Below are 20,422 nucleotides of genomic sequence, written 5' to 3'. Positions count from 1 at the left end.
CCGGTGACGCCGGCATGCGTTACACTCGAGCGCAATTTGCCGCTTGGCGCAACCCGTCACTGTTCGAGCCGACTCCATGAATCGACGTCACTTCCTGCGTACTGCAGCCGCCACCAGCACCCTGGCGGCGCTGCTTCCTGTCCCGGCGCTTGCAACCGCTGCAGGCAACAGCAAAACGTATTTTGATCCGGAACGGGTCGCTGCCATTCGGCGCCGCATAGCGCCGATCAGTTCTCAGGAATTTCGTGCCCGGCAAGAACAGGCGCGCCGCCTGATGACCGAGCACAAACTCGACGCACTGTTGGTCGAAGCCGGCACCAGCTTGCAGTATTTCACCGGCCTGTCCTGGTGGCCCAGTGAGCGGCTGTTTGCGATGGTGCTGCCGCGCACCGGTGAGCCGTTTTTTATTTCGCCGAAATTCGAGGAAGGCCGCGCCCGCGAGAAATTGGGCGACGTCCGAGTGTTGACCTGGGAAGAGCACGAAGATCCGTATGCCCAGCTGAAACAGGGTTTCAAGGATGCCGGCCTGCTGACGGCCACCCTCGGCATCGACGAAACCACCCGCTTCTTCATCATCGACAAACTGCAGCAGGCACTGCCGCAGCTGAAATTGCAAAACGGTATCGCGGTGACGGCCGGCTGCCGCAGCGTCAAATCGGCCAGTGAAATCGCCCTGATGCAAGTGGCCAATGACATCACCGCCGACGTCTACAAAAAAGCCCAGTCGTTGCTGCGCGAAGGCATGGGCGAGCGCGAACTCGCGGAACTCATCAGCCAGCTGTACGGTGAGTTTGGCGTCACTGGTGATGCGCTGGTGCTGTTTGGTCAGGCCTCGGCGTATCCGCATGGTCTGGTGAAAGAGTCGTTTCTGAAAGCGGGCGATATCGTGTTGCTTGATGGCGGTTGCGAGGTCGAAGGTTATGGCTCCGACATCACTCGCACGATGGTGCTCGGCACAGCCAGCGACAAAATGAAAACCGTCTGGGACATTGTTCGTCGCGCCCAGGATCTGGCGCTGAAAACCGCCCGCCCCGGCCTGCCGGCCGAACAAGTCGATGCTGCCGCCCGGCAATTCATCGCCGAGCAGGGCTACGGTCCCGGCTATCAACATTTTACCCATCGACTGGGACATGGCATCGGCATGGATGGCCACGAATGGTTTTATCTGGTCGGTGGCAACAAACGGCCACTGCAGGTCGGCAATATGTTCAGCAACGAACCCGGCATCTATCTGATCGGCGAGTTCGGTATCCGGCTGGAAGATGAAATGCTGATCACCGAAGACGGTGCCCGCCTGCTGCTGCCACAGGCAAAAAGTCTCGATGTCATTTTTTAAGCTGGCGTCTGCATAAGCGCGATGCAGTCGCTGACAGCGATGTGAATCACAACCATGAGTTACAACCGATGAAGCAACGCCATCTTATCACCGCATTAATAGCGTCATTACTTGCCACCCCAGAAATTCAGGCAAACTCAATGATCGCCTACGCTTGGAGCGAAGTAGCATTCACCGCAGAAAGTGGCACACATGTAGAAGCAAGCGTGGACAAAAAAGGCAACTTAACCAGGCTCATAGTTGTTAAGCACGGAAAGACATTCAAAGCTGGCGACTCTGTATTGAGCAAAATTACCGACGCCGGCTTGAATGATATCGCAATATATGAAGAGCCTGGCTACGAGCAAGTTACGGTGCAAGTCAAGGCCAACATCTTCGATCAAATCACAGGGAATGCAACTGCAGATATCGTTTGGTCAATTCGAATAGTTGAAGGAAAGCTATATAATATGGAGTATGACGAGGAGCCTGCAAAGTGAGCCCGACTCAGTCGGGTTATAGCTCGGTGGTCAACTGCGCTCCGGCCGTACAAGCCTTCGCCGGGCGCGCTGACGCGCGCCGGTCACCTCGGCGATCACTATCGTGAGAACCCTGTCATGAGAACGCGATAATGAGCCGTTTATCTCCAAGCGTATTGCTGCTGCTTGCTGCACTCGGCCCGCTTTCCGCAGGCGCCGACAGCACGCTCTACCGACATGCCACGCTGATTGACGCCACCCAGCCGACCGCCCAGACCGATATGGCACTGCGGATAGTCGACGATCGCATTGAGCAGGTTGTTCCGGATGCCGACGTTGATCGACTGGCACTGACCGCTGATCACAGTGTTGATCTCAGCGGCCGCTATGTGATGCCGGGACTGGTTGATACTCATGTCCACGTAGCGACCTATCCGAATGTCATGCTGGCGAAAGCACAGCTGGAACTGTATGTGATGAGTGGCATCACCACGGTTCGCGACATGGCCGGTGACAACCGGTTGTTGGCGGAGCTGCGGCGGGAGTTGCTGCTGGGCGAGATCCCCGGACCCGAGTTGTATTACTCGGCGCTGATGGCCGGTGACAGTTTTTTTGTTGACCCACGCACACAGGCCGCCGCGCAAGCGGAAACCGCCGGACAGGTACCGTGGATGCAGGCTATCAACGCGAAAACCGATGCCGCACTGGCCGTTGCGCAAGCCAAAGGCAGCTATGCCAGTGGCATCAAACTGTATGCCAACATGCCAGCCAGTGACATCCGCCGCATCAGCGCGGAAGCGGACAAGCAGCACATGATGATCTGGTCACACGGCACCGTGTTTCCGGCACGGCCGAGTGAGCTGCTCGATGCCGGTGTGCAGCGGCTCAGCCATATCTACATGCTGGGTTATGAAACCGCCGACGATATGCGCGGCACCAGCTATCAAAAGCGACCACCGGTCGACTTCGCGACCCTAACGCCAGAGCATCACAAGCTGCAAGCCTTGCTGAAGAAACTGCAAGCGAAACACGGCATGCTGGACGCAACGCTGTACGTCATCAACTACGCCGCGAACAACGAGCAGATCCCGGCCGAGCATCGCGTGGGTCTGCCGGCGCAATTCCAGTTCTCGCTGAAAATGGCGCGTGCAGCCGAGCAAGCCGGCATTCTGCTGACCACCGGTTCGGATGTTTACGTCGGCTTGGAATTCGGCGCACCGGGACTGTGGCCGGAACTGGAAACCTGGCAGCAGGATGCCGGTTTTACGCCGCAACAGATCATCAAGGCCGCGACGCTGAACGGCGCCATCTTGCTCGGCAAGGAAACAGACATCGGCACGCTGACCGCCGGCAAGCTGGCCAACTTTATTGTGCTGCGCGACAACCCGCTGACTGATATCCGGGCGATCAAAAGCATCGAAACCACGGTGCTGCACGGTAAAGCCTTGCAACGTTCCGATTACCACCTGACCGACGAAATCTGGAAAGCCTTGCGCGAATAGCGCCGTGACGAAACCGCAAGGTGGCAGCCGATGAGTTTCACCAGCGTTGACGGTTTAACCAGCATTGAACAGTGGTCAGCCAGCGGCAGCTACATGCGCTGGCAAAATCAGCAGATCTTTGTTCGCAGCGCCGGTGCTGGTGAAGCGCTGCTGCTGATTCATGGCTTCCCGACCGCCAGCTGGGATTGGCAGCAGGTCGCCGCCGGGCTACAGCACCGGTTCCGGATCATTTGTTTTGACATGATCGGCTTTGGCCTGTCCGACAAGCCGCGCAATTTTCAGTACAGCATCGCCGCCCAAGCCGATCTCGCCGAAGCGGTTCTGGCGCATTTTGGCATTACGCGCGCACGCGTGCTGGCCCACGACTATGGCGACACCGTTGCCCAGGAATTGCTGGCGCGGCAACTCGAGGGGCAAATAGAGGGACACCAAGAAGGGCAACAGGAGGGACAACAGGCAGGCCATGCCCGCTGGCAGCTGCAGCAACTGTTCCTGCTCAATGGCGGCTTGTTTCCGGAAAGCCATCGTCCCGTGCTGCTGCAAACACTGCTCGCCTCACCGCTCGGCGGCCTGCTGGCGGCATTGACCCGGTATCCGCGCTTTGCCGCCAACATGCAGCGCATTTGCGCGCACTCGCTGTCCGCGGCAGAACTGAACGGGATGTGGCAATTGCTGACCCGACAAGATGGCTTGCGCGTCATGGCAAAATTGATTGCTTACATGGCCGAGCGCAAACGCTGGCGGGAACGCTGGGTCGGCGCACTGATCCAGGCCGACATTCCGGTGCGACTGATCGCCGGCATGGCCGATCCCATTTCCGGCGCCCACATGGTTGCGCGCTATCGCGAACTGATTCCGGCGCCGGACGTAGTCGAGTTGGCCGGCGTCGGCCATTACCCGCAACTGCAGGCCAGTGCCGCCGTTGTCGCCGCGATCACCGAGGCCTGTGCTTGAATGATCCGGCGGCCACCAAATCGGCTGACGCGGCCTTGACCAGCCGATAAAATCGCCTGCGACTGCAACCGTCACCACAGGCGAAACTGAAACGGCGGACAGTTGCCGGCTTTTGCGGCAAGGCAACTTGGCCGTTGCTGCAATACTTGCAGCGACGGTCACCGCATCCCCCTCCCCCTGATCAAAAGGCCAGCCCGGATATGCTCGTTTATCTGCTCGGAATGCTCGGCACCGCCGTATTTGCCATCACCGGCGTGTTGGCGATACGGCGTCAGGGCGTTGATGTTTTTGGTGCCGTGGTGCTTGGCGTGGTCACGGCGCTGGGCGGAGGCACCGTGCGGGATCTGATTCTTGATGTACCGATTTTCTGGATTGTCGATTTCAATTCGATCTGGGTCGCCAGCGGTGCAGCACTGCTGAGTTTCTTTCTGGCCCAGCATCTGCACAGCACTCGCCAGCTGCTGCTCTATCTCGATGGGTTTGGCGCCGCCCTGTTCGGCGTGCTGGCCACGGAAAAAGTGTTGGCGCTAGGTCATGGCGCGGGGCTGGCCGTGATGATGGGCGTCTGGACCAGTATCGGCGGCGGTATCGCTCGCGACGTCCTGGCCAGCCGCACCAATCTGCTGATGTCCACCGAAATTTATGCCACGCCGATTCTGGTCGGTTGCACCTGTTATGTGTTGCTGCGCGGCCAACTGGATACCGCGACCCTCAGCATCTTTGCAGTGCTGCTGATCTTCAGCTTCCGCGCACTCGCCATCGCCCGTGGTTTGAAAATGCCGCACTGGCTCTCGACCCATCGCGAGCGCAGCTGATTTTTGCATGGCACACAGCGCTGCACGGATACCACACTTCCAATCCGTCGCAAACGCTCAGACTGCACTCACCAGGTCAGCGGGTCCACCCGATAGAAACGACTCAACTGCTGGTACAGCGCTGGATGCTCAGTAGCCATGGCCTGTGGCTGTTCAAAAAACACTTCTGACACCACGGCAAAAAATTCGGCCGGATTGGTCGCACCGTAGTGGCTGAACAGGGTTTCCAGACCGATGCGTGCCGCTGACTGCAGCTGTTCAAACTCGGCGCGCAATACGGCTGACCATTCCGGGTAGTGCTCGCGGCGCGCCAGAATCGGTGCTCCATTGGCCGGACCATTTTCCTGATCCAGTTGGTGGGCAAATTCGTGAATCACCACGTTGTGGCCATCGTCCGGCACTTCACTGCCCTGCACCGTGTTTTGCCATGACAGTATCACCTGACCCTGCTGCCAGGACTCGCCCGACAACACCTGCCGCTGTTCGGTTACCAGCCCCATGGCATCGGTGTGTTTCTTGTTGACGATAAACGCATCCGGATAGATCAGAATCTGGCTGAGGCCGGGGTAGTAGTCGGTGTTGCGATTCAGCAGCAGCAAACACGCCTGCGCGGCGATGGTGACCCGCATTTCATCGGTCACTTCCAGGCCATCACAACCCACAAAGACTTTCTCGGCCAAAAATACCTGGATGTGTTTTTTGAGCTGCAGCTGCAGATCGGCCGGCATGCGGCGAAAATACGGCACCCGCCGCTTCAGGATCTGCCGCCACGATTCCGGAAAGGCTTGCTGCCGGATACGGCGACGCCGGTAGTATTTCAGATAGGGCTTGCCGAACATCCAGGCCGCCAGCAGCAAGCCAAGTCCGACAATGATGAGTATGGGCAACGGAAAACTCACAACGCTGTGAGGAAGAGAAAGCAAGGTGGGTCTGCTGTCGGGCAATTTCAAGCCCTGCCGACGGCCATCACGTTGCCGACCGGCCTTGTTGGTGCCACACACACAAGCACAGACACAGGCGCCACATGATGCTGCCGTTGTCAGCGGCAGCCGCCTTGATCATAGCTACCTTGATCATAGTTACCCTGGTCAGAGTCGCCTTGGTCAGGGTCTCCTTGATCAGACTCGCCTTGGTCAGATTCACCTTGGCCGAGGCTGTTCAGCCAAGTAGCATGGCCGCCGTTTGATTCATCCACACTCACCAAGCACGGAATGCTTCACATGCGCCACATGTTACCCAAATTGCTCGCATCGCTGTTGGTGCTCGCTGGTTGTGCGCCGCAGACCACCACGCTGACGCCGGCACACCCGCTGGCGTGGCATCAGCGGGAAATTTACGCCGCCGGCACAGTCTCGACCACGGCCACTGAAGTGCGCCTTGCCATTTCGCCCGATGGCCGACACGAGGTGTGGGGCATTATCGATGGCCGGGAAAGTGGCTGGGATTTGCTGGAGCGCCAGCGCCAAGGTGATGGCTGGTCCCTGCCGGCACCGGTGCCGTTCAACAGTAACGCCAACGATTTTGATCCTGCTTTCAGTTCCGATGGCAAAGGCTTGTATTTCTTTTCCAATCGCGAAGGCGGCTACAGTGGTGATGACATCTGGTTCGTGCCGCTTACCGAACAGGGCTGGGGACAGCCAATGCCGCTGGGATCTGCCATCAACAGCAGTCGCAACGAATGGGCGCCAACACCGCTGAGCACGGGTTGTCTGCTATTTGCCAGCGATGGCCATGGCGGCGCTGGCGGCATGGATCTCTGGCAAAGTTGCCCGGAGGCGGGACAGTGGCAAACCGCCACACCGCTGGTTGGCATCAACACCAGCGCGCATGAATACGATGCAGCCGTGCTTGCTGATGGCCAGACGCTGGCGTTTACCCGTTCCGACAATCCGGATGAAGGCGGTGCACTCTGGTTGGCAACCGCCAGTGATGGCGGCTATCACACCGAACCGCTGCCGGAAAGCGTCAACAGCCCGGCCGGCTGGACATTAGGCCCCAGCACGTCGCCGGCATATCCAGGCCAATTGTTTTATTCCAGCTATCGCGAGCAGGAAAGCATCGGCCATCTGGATATTTTCTCGATTCTGTACCAACAATCAAAATAGCGTTTAACGGCTCAAATCCCACTCATGCTGACGCGTGCAAAAAAATACTTGTTGATGGCGGCTGGCGTGTTGGCCTTGCTGTTGGCGGTGGCTGGCATCGTACTGCCGTTGTTGCCCACTACGCCGTGGGTCATCGTCGCGGCGTTCTGTTTTGCCAAAGCGGAACCGAAATGGGAAAAACGGCTGCTCGATCATCCGCGCTTTGGTCCCTACATCATCGCCTGGCGCGACCGTCAGGCCATCCCGCGGCTCGGCAAAATTGCCGCCGGCATCATGCTGATTATCAGTGCGGTGGTGGGCTGGTGGCGTTTGCCGCTGGCATGGGCCTGGCTGCCGACGCTCGTCGCCATCGTGGTCGGCAGCTGGATCTGGACCCGGCCAGACAACTGAACATCTTTTGCAGAATTGAGCGCGAACGATCATCTCATCAACGCCGGACCGGCAGAAAAACTCACTGCCTGACAAGGATGCAGCAGCAGCCTGTGCGCGTTGATGGGGTCAACGCGTACAGGTGCTTTCTCACCACACCACAACCACTCCACAACTACACCGCAACACCACACAACTCTGCACATCAAAACAAAATAACTCAGCGCAACAGTTCAGCGATACGGCAAAAACTCAGCGCCGATCCCGACCGTTGTCGGCAAGCCGGGCATTGCCCTGCCACTGCGCCGGCCGCAATGACAAGGCTTGCGCCTGACGTTGCAGCACGCTCATTCGCGATTGATCGATCAATTGCAGGTCCTGCACCGCTAGCGTGCCGCTGACGCCGGCTTCAGTGAGCACCGATTTGTCGAGCGTCAGGCTCAGTTTGCGTTCACCGGCTTGCAGCCAATTGGCGCTGCTGGCAAACAACACCGGCCGGACAACGCCGGTACCGTCTTTGCCGCTGACCACGGCGCGCACTTCGTAGCGGCCTTCACTGGCAACGGTCAGCGGTATCTGCAGCGTGACGTTGCTGGCGGTTTTACTCAGCTGCAGTTGCTTGCCAAGCCGGGCACTCGGTGCGGCAAAGGCGAACGCGCTGCGCAGCTGTCGCTCGACCGTCAGACCGTTGTCGGTGGTTTTCAGCTGCCACTCGACTTCCCACAGGCCCGGGACATCGGCCGTGGGCGCATCGAGCAACTGCGCGATCTGCCAACGGTTGCCCGTGCCACGGGCAACGGTCAACGGCAAGCGCCGACCATCCGGCGCCAGCAGCACGGCGGAGATCGCCTGGACCGGCAACGCCTTCGCCGCTTGTGACGCCGATTGCTCATGCAACAAAACGCCTTCCGCATTCAAACTGCCGCCGGCGAGTACGTTGTAATTGGCGTGTTTGGCTTGCAAACGGTACGGGCTGTCGGGCTCGAATACCTGCACGACAAATTCCGCATCGGCTGGCATCGGCTGTTTCGCTGTCAACGTGAACACACCGGCGCCCATGTCGGCATCCAGTTTGGCTGCCACACTGCCACGCGCGAACGGCAAATTGCTCGGTTGATCTTTTGCGGCCTGATACAGCGATTGAGCTGCGCTCGCCAGCGATTGCTCGCGGCCCTGCGGACTGCGCAAACTCAGTGCTTCACCGTCGACCAGCAGCACGCTTTTGCTGGCCTGATTGCCGTTACCAAATCCGCTGATACGCAACAAGGCGCCCGGCGCGGTGGTCGGCAAATCGATACCGCGATTTAGCTCGGCGCCACTGATCTTGCGCCAGTATTCCTTGCTTTCGACCGCTTCCGGTTTCGGATTGAGGCTCAGCGCGGAATCCATGTCGAGCGCATAGCTGACCGACACCGGCTCGCGGTTGTCGTTCTGCCACGGCGCACTGATCGCCGGTCGCAAATCGCCGGGGATTTGATCACCCGCAACAGCCGGCAGCAGTTTCAGCGTTTCTGCCGCGACTACCGGCAACGCGCCGGTCAAGCCAATGACCGCGCCGATAATGGCGGTGCGCACCGATCGCTTGTTCAAATTGTTCATGGTGTGGCCCCTCACAGATCGTTACGCAGGATGACGTCAAGACCAAAGCATTTCTTGCGGCTCTGGTTATGGCTCAGCGGTTCAGCACCGTTGGTCCGGGTGATGTCCTTGAACCAGAGTGAGCCGGCGCCACTTTGCGACGAGCAGTTGAGAAAACCATCGGAACAACTGTTCAGCCAGGCCTGGGTGATCTCCAGACCGACGTTGGCGGAATAGCCTCCGCAATAGCTGTCACCATCCCAAATTGCCGAATCAACATCGCTGCCGACCACCGTCCAGAAACCTTTCGGCAGGGCTGGCCGGCCGGCGGTGCCGAACAGATTGTTGGCGTTGTAATTCGCCATCCACGACACTTGCTGTTGGCGCACGGCATCGGTTTTGAACCCCAGCAACCAGCCCACGGACGACTCGAACACATTGCCATTCATCACCGCATCCGCGAGCGGCGTGCCGAGACTCGATGGTGCCAGTGCGTTGACCCAGCGGATCTTGCTGATGATGTTCGGGTAGCGGCTGTCCGAGGTCGGATTCGACAGAATCCAGCGCACGACGTTGCCACCGTTCGAATGGGTGATGATGACCAGATCGGTGATCGCTTTGTTGTTGATGAACGTGGTCAGCTGGCCAGCCAGACAACCAGCGGCGGCTGAACTCCACATGTACTGATTGAAGTCGCAATTGACCACCACGTACTTGCTTTGATCCGGCAAACCCTGCCGCACCGAGTCGATGAAATCACCGCCCCAGTAATCCCAGGCATCACTGCGGTGATCACCGGTGCCATGGACAAACGCAACACCGGTCACCGCTGCGGACGCCTGTCCGGCTAACAGCAGGCTGGTCAACAGCAACGCGGTCAACGCCAGCAATGGCGACAAAAAAGCGTGCGATGCGCGACGACAAAAAGCAGCACCACCGGCTGAAATGTAACGACAGGATGAAATGAAACGACGCATGAAAAGCCCTCCTCGGTGAAATGAGCGAAAAGGGCCTTGGCGCTGGACAACAACTCCACGTCGGTGCGCGTTGGCACCGGAAATGGCAGACGGAAAACTGGGCTCGTCGGCGGGTGATGTTGCGCGGCTAACGCGTCATCCCCGTCTTTTTCTCAGGCTCAAGGCAGTCGCCGGTTCCTCCGCTGACCGATTCCGACCGCTGCCTGCGCAACTGATCGGTGCTCGGTGCTCCGACGACCGATCAGATCTTTAGCAGACCCCAAAAAGTGTGCAAGCGCTTCGCTTTTAGCACTTATGTACCTTGATTTTGCTTCACTGCAGCATGAATTCGTTCGCTGATTTTGCTGCGCAGCAGCATGGATTTGCGTCGAATGGCTTGCCCATACAACGTCTGGAATCTTGTCCCGGGCGCAACGCCACGGCCGCACGGGATGAGCTAATCGCATCGAGCGCGCCTTCACTTCTGCCTCGTCGGACTAACGACCGGCTTGTGCTTAACTGAAGCCAGTCTGTCGACCGACAGTCCGTCGGTGATGTTCACCCTTGTCCCGGAATTCACCATGAGAAAACAACGCTGGTTTTCCCGCTTCGCCAAGAGCACGGCCCGGCTCAGCGGGCGACCGCTGGCCTTCAACCTCGCGGTATTAACCATCGCCGCGTGGCTGATCAGCGGCCCTCTTTTTGGTTTCAGTGATACCTGGCAACTGGTGATCAACACCGCCACCACCATCATCACGTTTCTGATGGTGTTCCTGATTCAGAACACCCAGAACCGCGATACCGAAGCCATTCAGGTCAAGCTCGATGAGCTGATTCGCGCGACCAAAGGCGCCCACAACGCGCTGCTGGATCTGGAAGAGCTGGAAGAACATGAGCTCGACCGTTTTCGCCAACGCTACCAGCTGATGGCCGAGCAAGCTCGCGCCGCACTCAGCGCCGGTGAGGCCGATACCGAAACGCCGGAGCCGAGTGCCGATGGCGGCTAGCGGGCGGCTGGAGCGCGACTAGCGAGTCAGCACCAAGCTCGCCGACTGCACACCGTACTCACGGCACCGCAAGTTTCAATCGAGTGGAAACGCGTACATCGTGCCGTTCAGGCCACCGACATAAACCGTTTTGTCGGCAATCACCGGCGTGGCAGCAAAGCCGCTGACAAAACTGCCCGGTGCTTCCGGTGCCGGCCACCGCCAAAGCATTTTGCCGCTGGCGCGGTCGAGCATGCTGAGACTGCCGAGGTGGCGAATCTCATACGGATTGACCCCAATGGCGCTGACCACAATGCGCTGTTCGCTGAGCGCCGGCCGCGCCCAGGCGCAGCCGTACACATCCGTGCGCCATAGCACTTTCTGATCGCGGGCATCGATCCAGCTCAGCCGACGCAGATCGGAAGAGCCGATATAAAACGTGCTGCCCGCTCCTGCCACCGCACCGGATTCCACCGCCGAACCCCATAGCGTCATCTTCCAGATCACGCTGCCATCCGCCGGATTCAGCGCCGCCAGCAGACCGCTGCGATTGCCGAGTATCAATTTGCCATCGATCAGCGCGGGTGGATTGCTGATGGCCGCGAAGGTATTTTTCTGCCAGCGCTCGTTGCCGGTTTTGCGTTGCAGGGCATAGACATGGCCATCCATGCTGGCAATGAAGACGTTGTCATCTGTCACCAGCGCATCGCTGCGCATGCTGCCGGAGCCAGCAAAGCGCCAGAGCCGCTTGCCTGTGACCGCGTCGACGGCATGCACACCGCCATCGCCCGCACCAACATACAGCACGCCATCGCGCAGCACCGGTGTGGGCGCATTGAGATCAAAGTCAAACTCGCCGCTGTTACTGATCACCGGATGCGGCAACATGCGCGTGCTTTGGCTGTCCGCCAAATCGTAACGCCACAGCGGTTTGCCGCTGCCACGATCGAGCGCAAACAAAAAGCCGTTGTCGCAGACAAAATATAACTGCGCAGCGGTCAGCAAGGCCGCACCATGGATCGGCCGGCCGGCCGCGAGGGTCCATTTGAACGCGCCGGTCTTGGCATCGAGCGCGCTGAAATTGCCGGTACTGGAACCGACATAGAGCGTGCCGTCTGCAACGGCCACCGGCGCATAAATGGCGCCACCGAGCACGGTCTGCCAGCGCGGCGCCGGTGCGCCGGGGATCACCGGCAATGGCGACTCGGCCGGTAGCTGATCAACCCGCTGCAAATGCAGCGGTGCGTTCAGGCTGAAATAACTACCGGACAAACGTTGCTGGTCTGCGGAAGGCGTCACGCTCAACAGGCTGTCGGCATTGCGAAAGCTGGCGCCGTCCTGCTCGACCCGGCCAAGATCCAGACCGTAGAAATTCATCACCGGCTGGTACAGATACACCCGCAACTCCTGATCGGCATTGCGGCGGAATTCAAAACCGATAGGCACGCGGTCGTAATCAAAGCCAACTTCACCGAACCATTTCCCGATCAGAACCTCGCCCGGCTGCGGCTCGACCGCCACCGACGTTGCCGGCCCCCACAGCGCCGCCAAACCGGCCAGCATGATGATGAACATGCGCATGAAACTCTCCTTGCCACCGCACAGACCCGACCGGCGGTCTGAGCGCAGTAGAGCGCAAGGCCCGGCAAGATCCTGCGGCATATTCACATCGGCAGGGGTTCTGACGGGAAAACGGCGGGCAAATTTGTAACGGCAGGTTGCCGGAGGCAGTGGCGGGTTACCGCCAGCGGAACGGCGTCGCAATCAGGCTCTGGGACAAAACTGGCGTCGCGATCAGGACCGCATGAAACGCCGTGCGAGACTCGGTGTCAGGGCGTGCTTGGCAGCAGCGGTGATTGTTCGAGTATGTATTTCTGCCAGTAATGCTGAAAATCCTTGAGCTCGGCTTCGCTCAGCTTTTGGTACAGCGAGTGCTGATAGTCGGGCTCGCGAAACAGCTCTTTTAGTGCAGCGTTTATGCGGGCGATGGCCTGGGCGCCGAATTCGGTTTTGGCGCAGGCGATGACGCCGATGGAAAACTCGGCATTGCCGACCAGTTTGTACGAGGCAAACGGTGTTCGCGTCGACGGTTGTTGCGATTCCCAGTACCGCACCACCAGCGGATATTCGATGGTGTAATCGATGCGGCCGGAATCCAGCATCCTCAGGATGTTGTCGGAATCCAGCGCCAGAAATTGCAGATTGGGCACTGCGCTGGGCGTAGCAAACAATTGATCAAGCAGCGGACCGTAGCTGCGAGAACGATGCACAAGACCATGCAGATTCGGCATCGACGCGACGGTGGCCAAATCCAGCGCCGGGACCTCGCCAAATTGGCTGACGCTATCCTGCCTGACGATGAGCCGGGTGCTGAGTCCGATATCCATTGGCACCGAGAACAGCATGAACGGTTCGCGTTTGGCGGTGCGTTGCAAGGGCATGGAGCAGACCGGACGGTTTGACATCAGCTCGGTTTCCAGCCGGATGACCGACACCCGCTGGGTAACGTGCTCGTACTCCGGCAAGCGGGCAAACAGCATCTTCATCTGATCGCCAGTCACGCCGCCGACCATCTGATCGCCTTGCATCAGGAAAAACGGTGGCCAGTCCATCAGTAGCCAGGTCAGTTTTTCCTTGGCCTGCGCCGTGGCAGCGCAGCACGCCAACAGCAAGGCAGGAAGGTATTTTCCGGCCATTCCGTCGCCACCTTTCGCTCACCGATATCTGCCTTCGATACTAGTTCAAATCCGGCACTGTCATTGGCCATACGCTGGCTGACCATAAGCTGGCTTGCAATGGCTTGGCTAATCAGACCCCGCGCGCTGCCGGTTCACCTCCGCCCTTGCCATCCATGCACAGACACCGGCACGATGACCGCCTGTTTATTGCTAGTCCAGCATTGCTCACCCAGCTACATGGCCACCAGCAAACGGCAACCAACCTCCATGACCCCCACTTCACTGCAGCCGGCGCTCGGCACCGTCCGCGGCGTGCTGCTGACCGCCGGCATCGGCTTGTTCACCCTGGTGGTGCCGAGTGCTGGCGGCGCTGTCGGTTTCAACATCGGCCTCGGTATTGCGCTGCAATTGCTGTGGTGGCTGGCCATGCGCCTGGCGGCGCGGTATGAACAGAAACAGCAACTGGCTGGCGCGCTGACACCGGTGATTGCGCTGGTGCTGGAACTGGTCATCGATGCGGTCACGATTGGTCTGTTCAGTCACGCCATCCTGCACCACTGGTGGCAAGCCGGTGAAAGCCTATGAAGAAGCTTGTCGCGATCCTGCTGGTGCCTTACGCACTCTGGTTGAGTTTTGCCTACCAGTATCATTTCATCGACGGCGCCAACCTGCTGTTTCACGAGGCTGGCCACGTGATCCTGAGTCCGTTCGGCAACTGGCTGCAATTTCTCGGCGGCACGCTCGGCCAGCTCGCGTTTCCGGTCGGCACGGCCTGGTATTTCCGGCGCCAGCAAAAACCGTTTGAAACCGGCATCTGTGTGTTCTGGGCCGGCGAAAACCTGCTAAACATCGCGCACTACATGGCCGACGCGAAAGCGCAGGTACTGCCGCTGGTCGGTGGCGGCATTCATGATTGGGGCTGGATGCTCGGCCGGTTCGGCTGGCTCAATGCCGCCGAACGGCTTGGCGGCTTGCTGCACTTTTTGGCGGCCTTGCTGGTGCTGGCTTGCAGCGGGTATTTGCTGAAGCTCAGCTTTCGAAAGGAAGAGTGATATCGCGCTATCGGGAAAAGACCCACCAAGCAAACAAACCTGACGTTTTAGCGGGCTGTGCCTGGCTGATAGCCGTTTCAGGATATATAGCCAGCGCAGCGCCACGTTAATGCACAACAAGCCCTTGAAGCCAAGTACAAAAGCGGTCAAATTCCCGACCATTTAAAAAACCAGTTTGGAGGCATGCCTCCTAATCACAAGTTGGACGCCTATGCGATCTCTCACAACTGCCTGGCTGATTCTGCTTCTCGTCGGGTGCGCTAGCCTTCCCGAAGGCAGCCCTCCACAGAATCTGGGTGCAAACATTTTCGTTCCCAGCAGCGTGACGGCCGAAGACGTAGAACATCGGTGCAATGGCCACTTTCAGGGCGAACACTGGAAGTATCCATTTGCCATCTCACACGTATGGTATCCAACCCGGCAGCAGGTGGAACGCGTTGATCAGTTGCTCTCGACCACAATCACCAAGCAAGCGCGATCGCTCAGGCCGGAGATGGATTTGGATTACTCCGACTACCAACGTCAGTTCATTGGCTTTAGGTCTCGTGGAAAAAACTACATCTTCGCCGTTGGCAAACGCTCCGGCGTATTAGAGCTCAAAGACAGACCCCCGACTAAGTTTCTATTTGATTTGTGTGGTGGGGGAACGTGGTTTTGGAGTGCGGCTTACGAACTGGAAGCCAATAAACTGGTGGACACTAGCTTCAACGCAGATAAATAAAAAGAGCAGAAAACATAACAGCATTGGCGTCTAACCAGCCGCCCCCCCCGACGCTGCGCACTTGCGCACAGTAAACGTAGGGCGCAATACATTGCGCCCTACCTGATTGGGTGGCGCACGGCGTCGCCAACTCAAGCTGAACAACGAACTGACAGGTTCAACTCGAATCCCTCACCAAATACGCCTGCAGCGTCGCCGTCACCCAATCCATAAATGCTTTGACCCTTTTGGGCAGATGGCGACGGTTGGCGTACAACAGGGAAATCGGCATCGGCGCGGCGCGGTATTGCGGTAGCACTTCCAGCAATTCGCCGGTCGCCAACGCGGCCCGCACCGCGGCATCCGGCACTTGAATGATGCCAAGACCGGCCAGACAGGCGGCGAGATAGGCATCAGAATTGTTGACGGTGATTGCGCCGGACATGGCAACCGCCTGCGGCTCGTTGTGGTCGTCGACATATTCAAAGCCGGTGGATTTGCCGCCGAGCGTTGGCACGTAATGCACAAGTTGGTGCTGCGCCAGATCGGCCAGTGTCTGCGGCAGACCATGCTGGGCGACATAGCTGGGGCTGACGCAATTGAGCAGGGCGTATTGCCCAATGGGCCGCGCGATCAAACTGCTATCGAGCACATTGCCGACCCGGATCACGCAATCAAAGCCTTCGCGCACGACATCGACCCGGCGATCAGTGCTGCTGAGTTCGATTTCGATGCGCGGGTGCGCGCGTAGAAATTCCGCCAGTTTCGGCACGATCACGTTCTTGGCGATACCGCTCGACATATCGACCCTGATGCGACCGGCAAGCCCGGCCTCGCCGGCCTGAAACAGCGTTTGCAGCTCGTCGATATCGGCCAGCAGATCCTTGCAGCGCTCATAAAACGTCAGGCCATCCTGGGTCATCTGCACTTTGCGGGTGGTCCGGTGCAGCAAGCGGGTGCCGAACTCGGTTTCCAGCTGCTGCACCGCCGCCGAAATGCTGGCCTTGGGCAGGCCCATGCTGTCGGCGGCCTGGGTGAAACTGGCCAACTCCGCCACCCGCAGGAAAATCCGCATGGCATCGGTCTGGTTCATGGCTGCCCTCAGGCAATTGTTCAGATATTGCGAACAGTCTAATCGCTTTCCGGCAATTTATCGGCAACAAACACCACAATAGACTGCGCTCACGGTTCAGCCCGCCTGCTGCTGACCCCGCTGATACCCCACCGTGAGGACCCCCGCATGAACCCGAAAATTGCACTGATAACCGGCGGCAGCCGCGGTCTCGGCCGCAACAGCGCCATCAAGCTCGCCCAGCGTGGCGTTGATGTCATCCTGACCTACCGCAGCCAACAGGCCGAGGCCGCCGCCGTCGTCGCCGAGATCGAGCAGCTCGGCCGACGCGCCGTTGCGGTGCCGCTGGATGTCGCGCAGGTCGGCGGCTTTCCTGCCTTTGCTGTAGCAGTAAAAGCCGCGCTGAAAACGCATTGGCAGCGCGAGCGCTTTGATTATCTGGTCAACAATGCCGGCATCGGTGTCCATGCCGCGTTTGCCGACACCAGCGAAGCGCAATTTGATCAGCTGATGAACGTGCACCTGAAAGGTCCATTTTTTCTGACCCAAGCATTGCTGCCGCTGCTGGCTGACGGTGGCCGCATCATCAATATTTCCAGCGGATTGGCGCGTTTTGCTGTGCCGGGCTACGCCGCTTACGCCGCCATGAAAGGCGGCATCGAAGTGCTGACCCGCTATCAAGCGAAAGAACTCGGCAGCCGCGGCATCGCCGTCAACACGATAGCGCCCGGTGCCATAGAAACCGATTTTGGCGGCGGCATGGTGCGCGACAATGCCGAGGTCAATGCCTTTCTGGCTGCGCAAACCGCGCTCGGCCGGGTCGGCGTGCCGGATGATATCGGTGGCGTTATTGCGTCACTGCTGGCAGACGACAACCGCTGGATCAACGCCCAGCGCATTGAAGCCTCGGGTGGCATGTTTCTGTGACTTGTAGCGATTGGCGTGGCCGGTTTATCGCCGGGATGCACCGGCTACACGCCGCAGCACGATAAACCGATTTTGTCGTTTGATATTGCCGGACGCCGCTTTCGCTCGCGGAGGGCGGCGCCTAGAATGGCGGCGTTCCGGTTTTTTGAAGCAAATGTGAATGTTGAAACGTCTGGTCTTTCTGGCACTGGCCGCTGCAATTGGTTATCTGATCTACGCACTGAATCAGCAACCCAGCGCGGCCCATCCATTCGCCCCGTACAAACTCGACGAGTTGGCGAGCCGGCCGTTGCCGAAACAGGTGTTTCTGGACGGCGTGCACTTCTATGCCGAAGATCTCTGCAAGGACAAACCCTTTCTGGCCATCATCAAGACAACGGCCGACGCCTGCCTGCAACACGTCCACGATCAGCACTCCCGTTGTCTGGCAACGGTGGCCACGCTAACCCCGGAGGAAATTCGCGATAGCGAAGAACTCGGGGAATACAGCCAGCAGTACGTTGGCTGCGTGACGCCGAAATAAGCCGCGTTCAGCATTGGCGCTGACGTCGCGACGAAGCGGATCAGGGATGAATCTCGGCAATGCCGTATGCAGCGGAAAGATACGCGGCAATCGACTCGACTCCACTGACGAAGTACGCACCGGTCGCCTCGCTCTGTTTGAGCAAATGGCGACCAGCCGAATGAGGGCGCGCAACCACCAGCACCGGGCAACTCTGCTGGGCCTCACCGAGCAGCGCAACGATGGCCGGCCGCGGGCGCGGAAAGGCAACGCGCACTACCGCGAGCGTTCTCGCCAAGTCGGGGTAGTAATGCAGAATGCCTTCAATGGCGGCACAGTGAACGCAATAGAAAGACTGTGCGCCCAATTTGGCATCGGCAAAATCCGGCGCCAGCAGAAACAAGGTATCGCGTTCCAGCGTCATGGCATTGATCTCCAATGATGGCGATTAATTCAGTGGCTTGCAGCCATCCGGCTTGTAAATGCGTTCAGTCGAGGCCGGATATTTGCTCAGCAAGCGTTCGGCGCGGCTCGGCCGTATGCCGAAATTTCCGCCGCAGTTCGGGCATTTGCCGTGCAATACGGTGTCGACACAGTTTGCGCAAAACGTGCATTCAAATGAGCAGATGCGCGCATCGGTGGCATCGGGTGGCAGATCTTTGTTGCAGCATTCACAGTTCGGGCGCATTTGCAGCATGAGAGTCTCCTTCGTTGATACGGTTATTGCCGAGCGACGCGGCGCTGCGCAGTGGGCGAATCCTGATGCTCGCTGCGCCAGGCGCGGCGCAAACTGCGGGCACTGCCATAGCCGGTCAATTCGGCGATGCGTTCAACCGAATGACCGGTATCACTGAGCAGGCGTTTGGCATGATCAAGCCGGATGCGCTGCTGATAGTCGTGCAGACTGATGCCGGTGGTATCGCGGAAAACCCGGGTCAGGTGGCGCACGGACAGATGCACGGCATCTGCGAGTTCGTCGAGTGACCAGCGTTTTTCCGGTTGCCGGCAAATGAGATCCTGAACGCGATGGATCTTCGCCTGCATGTGATTGCGCCACGACAGCCACGGACTGAGCTGCGGGTCGTCGCCGCTGCGGCGCAAGTACACCACCAGATCACGCGCCACGGCTATCGCCGTGGTTTGATCGCACCATTCACCGACCAGATACAACGCCAGATCCAGACCGGAGGTGACACCGGCGCTGGTGTAGACATTGCCATCCTGAACAAAGATCCGATCATCGGCGATGCGCGCTGCCGGTTCTGTTTGGGCCAAACGCGCGCACAGATCATGATGCGTCGTGCAGTGTTTGCCGGCCAACAGGCCCGCGTGCGCCGCGACCAGCGCGCCGGCACAAACCGCGACCAGCGTGTGCTGGGGTTTCAGACTGTGCTGCAACCAATGACAGGCCGCCTTGCAGGCATCGGTCTGCAAGGGATCAATTTTGCTACCGGAAATGTGCAGGCCGGGGATCACCACGACTGCATCATCCGGCAACTGCTCCGGGAGCGGTTCGATGTCGGCGAGGGTGACGCCCTCGCCGACTTCCAGCTGCGGGCTGACGCCAATCATGTGCAAACGAAAGCGCGGCCCCACCATCTTGTTGACGGTGCGAAACACCTGCCACGGCCCGGCCATGTCGAGCAGCAACAGGTTTGGCAGCAGGATGAAATACATGTCGCGCATGGGTTGGAGATCCGCTTGCGGTTACTTCATTACAGCGTCAGTTTGTCGGTGGATTAATCATCCAACCCACGCAGACATTCTTCCACCGTGACGATCTTGGCGAACCGGTTGTGCAGCACCAGTTCGGTTTTTTCTTTGATCTCAGCCGTGGAGTACACCCGACCGCTGACCGGGTGTTGCATCGGAAACGTCAGCGTCGCTTCGGTGACGTAATCCACGGCATAGCCCAAATCGGCAGCCACGCGGGTGGTCGTTTCACAGCATTGCTCGGTGCGGATGCCGGTGATGATCAGGTGGTTGATGTCCTGCTCGACCAGCCAGCGTTGCAAACCGGTGGTGGTAAAGCTGTTATGGGCGCTTTTGACGAATTCGACCGCACTGTCCGCGGGCAGAAACGCCATCGGCTTGACCCAGCCTGAGGCGAGGCTGAATGCGCCGTCCGGGTCGACATGCAGTATACGCACGACCGGGACATTTCGGGCCTTGGCACCTGCGAGCAGTGCCAGCAAGCGGTCCTGGAATGCCGGCAGGTCATCCTGCCGCCAATAAGGCTTGTGCTCAAACGATTGCTGGACGTCGATCAGTAAAACGGCCGATTTTTTCCGTGATTTCATGCTGGCTTGCTCCCGTCGTGGTGAATGGACGGTGAGCAGCGTACGCCGCCGCGCTGTTCCGTATCAGGTCCCGGGCGGCCCAGAGGCGGACAAATCCGGCCATTATGCTGCGGCGACTGGAGGCGGACTTCC

23 protein-coding genes are annotated in these 20,422 nt (G+C 59.1%); 13 read left to right on the top strand and 10 right to left on the bottom strand.

Annotated features, from left to right (window positions below; genetic code table 11):
• Nucleotides 1-76 precede the first annotated feature (76 nt).
• The 5 genes from HPT27_RS08975 to HPT27_RS08955 all read left to right on the top strand — a co-directional run bounded on the left by HPT27_RS08975 (nucleotide 77) and on the right by HPT27_RS08955 (nucleotide 5,065).
• Nucleotides 77-1,336, top strand: coding sequence for a M24 family metallopeptidase (locus tag HPT27_RS08975; RefSeq protein WP_172241975.1), 1,260 nt, complete (start codon nucleotides 77-79; stop codon nucleotides 1,334-1,336).
• Nucleotides 1,337-1,404: 68 nt separating this feature from the next.
• On the top strand, nucleotides 1,405-1,815 hold the full coding sequence (locus HPT27_RS08970) for a hypothetical protein (protein ID WP_172241972.1): 411 nt from the start codon (nucleotides 1,405-1,407) through the stop codon (nucleotides 1,813-1,815).
• A 131-nt stretch (nucleotides 1,816-1,946) separates the two neighbouring features.
• A complete protein-coding gene (locus HPT27_RS08965; RefSeq protein ID WP_172241969.1) occupies nucleotides 1,947-3,296 on the top strand; it encodes an amidohydrolase family protein in 1,350 nt (449 codons plus the stop codon).
• A gap of 30 nt (nucleotides 3,297-3,326) precedes the next feature.
• Nucleotides 3,327-4,250 (top strand): alpha/beta fold hydrolase, encoded by a 924-nt coding sequence (locus HPT27_RS08960; protein ID WP_172241966.1) that lies wholly within the window; start codon nucleotides 3,327-3,329, stop codon nucleotides 4,248-4,250.
• 200 nt (nucleotides 4,251-4,450) lie between these two features.
• Entirely contained in the window at nucleotides 4,451-5,065 is a 615-nt protein-coding gene (locus HPT27_RS08955; protein ID WP_172241963.1) for a trimeric intracellular cation channel family protein, read from the top strand.
• Nucleotides 5,066-5,133: 68 nt separating this feature from the next.
• Here HPT27_RS08955 and HPT27_RS08950 read toward each other — a convergent pair whose 3' ends face one another.
• Complete coding sequence (locus HPT27_RS08950) at nucleotides 5,134-5,952, bottom strand: M90 family metallopeptidase (RefSeq protein WP_211197910.1); 819 nt, start codon at nucleotides 5,950-5,952, stop codon at nucleotides 5,134-5,136.
• A gap of 333 nt (nucleotides 5,953-6,285) precedes the next feature.
• Between HPT27_RS08950 and HPT27_RS08945 the strand changes: the two genes are divergently transcribed.
• Nucleotides 6,286-7,170, top strand: a complete 885-nt coding sequence (locus HPT27_RS08945) for a PD40 domain-containing protein (RefSeq protein WP_172241960.1) — start codon at nucleotides 6,286-6,288, stop codon at nucleotides 7,168-7,170.
• A 24-nt stretch (nucleotides 7,171-7,194) separates the two neighbouring features.
• Nucleotides 7,195-7,560 carry a YbaN family protein gene (locus HPT27_RS08940; RefSeq protein ID WP_172241957.1) on the top strand — a complete coding sequence of 122 codons (366 nt, stop codon included), beginning with the start codon at nucleotides 7,195-7,197 and terminating at the stop codon, nucleotides 7,558-7,560.
• A 231-nt stretch (nucleotides 7,561-7,791) separates the two neighbouring features.
• On the opposite strand, the gene HPT27_RS08935 is transcribed toward HPT27_RS08940, so the two are convergent.
• Nucleotides 7,792-9,138 (bottom strand): DUF4785 domain-containing protein, encoded by a 1,347-nt coding sequence (locus tag HPT27_RS08935; RefSeq protein WP_172241954.1) that lies wholly within the window; start codon nucleotides 9,136-9,138, stop codon nucleotides 7,792-7,794.
• Between the two features lie 11 nt (nucleotides 9,139-9,149).
• A complete protein-coding gene (locus tag HPT27_RS08930) occupies nucleotides 9,150-10,094 on the bottom strand; it encodes a lipase family protein (RefSeq protein ID WP_211197909.1) in 945 nt (314 codons plus the stop codon).
• 560 nt (nucleotides 10,095-10,654) lie between these two features.
• On the opposite strand from HPT27_RS08930, the gene HPT27_RS08925 reads away from it, so the two are divergent.
• Nucleotides 10,655-11,080, top strand: a complete 426-nt coding sequence (locus HPT27_RS08925) for a low affinity iron permease family protein (protein ID WP_172241951.1) — start codon at nucleotides 10,655-10,657, stop codon at nucleotides 11,078-11,080.
• A gap of 75 nt (nucleotides 11,081-11,155) precedes the next feature.
• On the opposite strand, the gene HPT27_RS08920 is transcribed toward HPT27_RS08925, so the two are convergent.
• Entirely contained in the window at nucleotides 11,156-12,640 is a 1,485-nt protein-coding gene (locus HPT27_RS08920) for an outer membrane protein assembly factor BamB family protein (RefSeq protein ID WP_172241948.1), read from the bottom strand.
• 248 nt (nucleotides 12,641-12,888) lie between these two features.
• The gene (locus HPT27_RS08915; protein ID WP_172241945.1) at nucleotides 12,889-13,755 is read right to left on the bottom strand and encodes a TIGR02285 family protein; all 867 of its coding nucleotides are present in this window, start codon (nucleotides 13,753-13,755) and stop codon (nucleotides 12,889-12,891) included.
• A gap of 249 nt (nucleotides 13,756-14,004) precedes the next feature.
• Here HPT27_RS08915 and HPT27_RS08910 point away from each other — a divergent pair, with 249 nt between their 5' ends.
• The 3 genes from HPT27_RS08910 (at nucleotide 14,005) to HPT27_RS08900 (ending at nucleotide 15,510) form a co-directional block, all read left to right on the top strand.
• Nucleotides 14,005-14,322, top strand: coding sequence for a hypothetical protein (locus HPT27_RS08910; protein ID WP_172241942.1), 318 nt, complete (start codon nucleotides 14,005-14,007; stop codon nucleotides 14,320-14,322).
• Entirely contained in the window at nucleotides 14,319-14,789 is a 471-nt protein-coding gene (locus tag HPT27_RS08905; RefSeq protein ID WP_172241939.1) for a hypothetical protein, read from the top strand. Before HPT27_RS08910 ends, HPT27_RS08905 begins: the two co-directional genes overlap by 4 nt.
• A 322-nt stretch (nucleotides 14,790-15,111) precedes the next feature.
• Nucleotides 15,112-15,510 (top strand): hypothetical protein, encoded by a 399-nt coding sequence (locus HPT27_RS08900; RefSeq protein WP_172241936.1) that lies wholly within the window; start codon nucleotides 15,112-15,114, stop codon nucleotides 15,508-15,510.
• 157 nt (nucleotides 15,511-15,667) lie between these two features.
• Here the strand turns inward: HPT27_RS08900 and HPT27_RS08895 are convergent, their stop codons facing one another.
• The gene (locus HPT27_RS08895; RefSeq protein WP_172241933.1) at nucleotides 15,668-16,582 is read right to left on the bottom strand and encodes a LysR family transcriptional regulator; all 915 of its coding nucleotides are present in this window, start codon (nucleotides 16,580-16,582) and stop codon (nucleotides 15,668-15,670) included.
• Between the two features lie 147 nt (nucleotides 16,583-16,729).
• On the opposite strand from HPT27_RS08895, the gene HPT27_RS08890 reads away from it, so the two are divergent.
• A complete protein-coding gene (locus HPT27_RS08890; RefSeq protein WP_172241930.1) occupies nucleotides 16,730-17,488 on the top strand; it encodes an SDR family NAD(P)-dependent oxidoreductase in 759 nt (252 codons plus the stop codon).
• A 160-nt stretch (nucleotides 17,489-17,648) separates the two neighbouring features.
• Entirely contained in the window at nucleotides 17,649-18,011 is a 363-nt protein-coding gene (locus HPT27_RS08885) for a hypothetical protein (RefSeq protein WP_172241927.1), read from the top strand.
• A 40-nt stretch (nucleotides 18,012-18,051) separates the two neighbouring features.
• On the opposite strand, the gene HPT27_RS08880 is transcribed toward HPT27_RS08885, so the two are convergent.
• The 4 genes from HPT27_RS08880 to HPT27_RS08865 are packed head-to-tail and all read right to left on the bottom strand — an operon-like array spanning nucleotide 18,052 to nucleotide 20,290.
• Nucleotides 18,052-18,414: a DUF3088 family protein gene (locus HPT27_RS08880; RefSeq protein ID WP_211197908.1), complete on the bottom strand. Its 363-nt coding sequence runs from the start codon at nucleotides 18,412-18,414 to the stop codon at nucleotides 18,052-18,054.
• Nucleotides 18,415-18,438: 24 nt separating this feature from the next.
• Nucleotides 18,439-18,687 carry a DUF1272 domain-containing protein gene (locus HPT27_RS08875; protein WP_172241924.1) on the bottom strand — a complete coding sequence of 83 codons (249 nt, stop codon included), beginning with the start codon at nucleotides 18,685-18,687 and terminating at the stop codon, nucleotides 18,439-18,441.
• Between the two features lie 23 nt (nucleotides 18,688-18,710).
• Nucleotides 18,711-19,676 carry a GlxA family transcriptional regulator gene (locus tag HPT27_RS08870; RefSeq protein ID WP_172241921.1) on the bottom strand — a complete coding sequence of 322 codons (966 nt, stop codon included), beginning with the start codon at nucleotides 19,674-19,676 and terminating at the stop codon, nucleotides 18,711-18,713.
• 53 nt (nucleotides 19,677-19,729) lie between these two features.
• Nucleotides 19,730-20,290 (bottom strand): isochorismatase family protein, encoded by a 561-nt coding sequence (locus tag HPT27_RS08865; protein WP_172241918.1) that lies wholly within the window; start codon nucleotides 20,288-20,290, stop codon nucleotides 19,730-19,732.
• Between the last annotated feature and the right edge of the window lie 132 nt (nucleotides 20,291-20,422).

Source organism: Permianibacter fluminis, from assembly GCF_013179735.1.
GTDB classification, from domain to species: domain Bacteria; phylum Pseudomonadota; class Gammaproteobacteria; order Enterobacterales; family Permianibacteraceae; genus Permianibacter; species Permianibacter fluminis.
Note: the sequence above shows the minus strand (reverse complement) of the source record. Positions and strands in the feature narration are given on the sequence as shown.